Genomic DNA, 987 nt, shown 5'->3' on the forward strand with positions numbered 1-987 from the left:
GACCTCGCCCAGCTGCGCCGCAACCGCGTGGCGCCGCAGGCCGTGATCCTCGGCGTGACGGCGGATGGCCGCAGCTGGCCGGCGCAAGGTACGATAGCCCTCCCGGCCGGCACCGACCACTTCCGCATCCAGTACACGGCGCCGGCGCTGCGCCTGCCGGAACGGGTGCGTTTCGAGTATCGGCTCGACGGCGTCGACAAGGAGTGGCTCGATGCCGGCGTCCGCCGTGCCACGTCGTACACCAACATCGGTCCCGGCGACTACGTGTTCCACGTGCGCGCCGTGAACGAGGACGGCCTGCCGGGCGACGCGGTCGCCGCCCTGCCGCTGCACGTGGCGCCCACGCTCGTGCAGACGCTGGGGTTCCGCCTCGCCTGCGCCGGCGCGCTCGTGCTGCTCGGCGTGCTGCTGTACCGCTACCGCATGCGCTACGTGACGCGTCGCCTGACGGAACGGCTGCAGGTGAGGACGGCCGAGCGCGAACGCATCGCGCGCACCCTGCACGACACCTTCCTGCAGACCGTGCAGGGGCTCGTGCTGCGCGTGGACGCCGTCGCCGCGTCCCTGCCGCCCGATGCGGGCGCGCGCCGCCAGCTGGAGCACGTGCTGGACGACGCGAGCCATGCCATCGGCGAAGGCCGCGACCAGCTGCAGGAGCTGCGCGCGGGCGACGCCCACGTGCTGGAAGACGTGCTGGCCGACGCCATCGCCCGTCTCACGCTCACGCATGGCGCGCTGGCCGTCGACGTGCACGTGGAAGGCGAGCGCCGGCCCCTGCTCGCCCCCGTGGCCGACGAGATCGCGGAGATCGCGCGCGAGGCGCTGCGCAACGCATTCATGCACGCGCACGCGGCCCGCGTCCGCGTCACGCTGGTCCATGCGCGCCGCGCGCTGACGCTGTGGCCGCCCGCGGCGGGCCCCCCCACCCGCCGGTGGAGTTTTAACCAGGAGAGCGGGCCGCGCAGAGATATGGGTTGGTAGGCGTGG

At 73.7% G+C, this 987-nt stretch carries 1 protein-coding gene; it reads left to right on the plus strand.

Going from position 1 to position 987, the window contains the following annotated elements; translation table 11 throughout:
• A partial coding sequence (locus tag ACEN88_RS32685) for a triple tyrosine motif-containing protein (protein ID WP_413346420.1) occupies positions 1–981 on the plus strand: 981 nt, incomplete at its 5' end.
• Positions 982–987 lie beyond the last annotated feature (6 nt).

Source organism: Massilia sp. CT11-108 (assembly GCF_047302915.1).
In the GTDB taxonomy this organism is placed as follows: Bacteria; Pseudomonadota; Gammaproteobacteria; order Burkholderiales; family Burkholderiaceae_D; genus Telluria; species Telluria orientalis.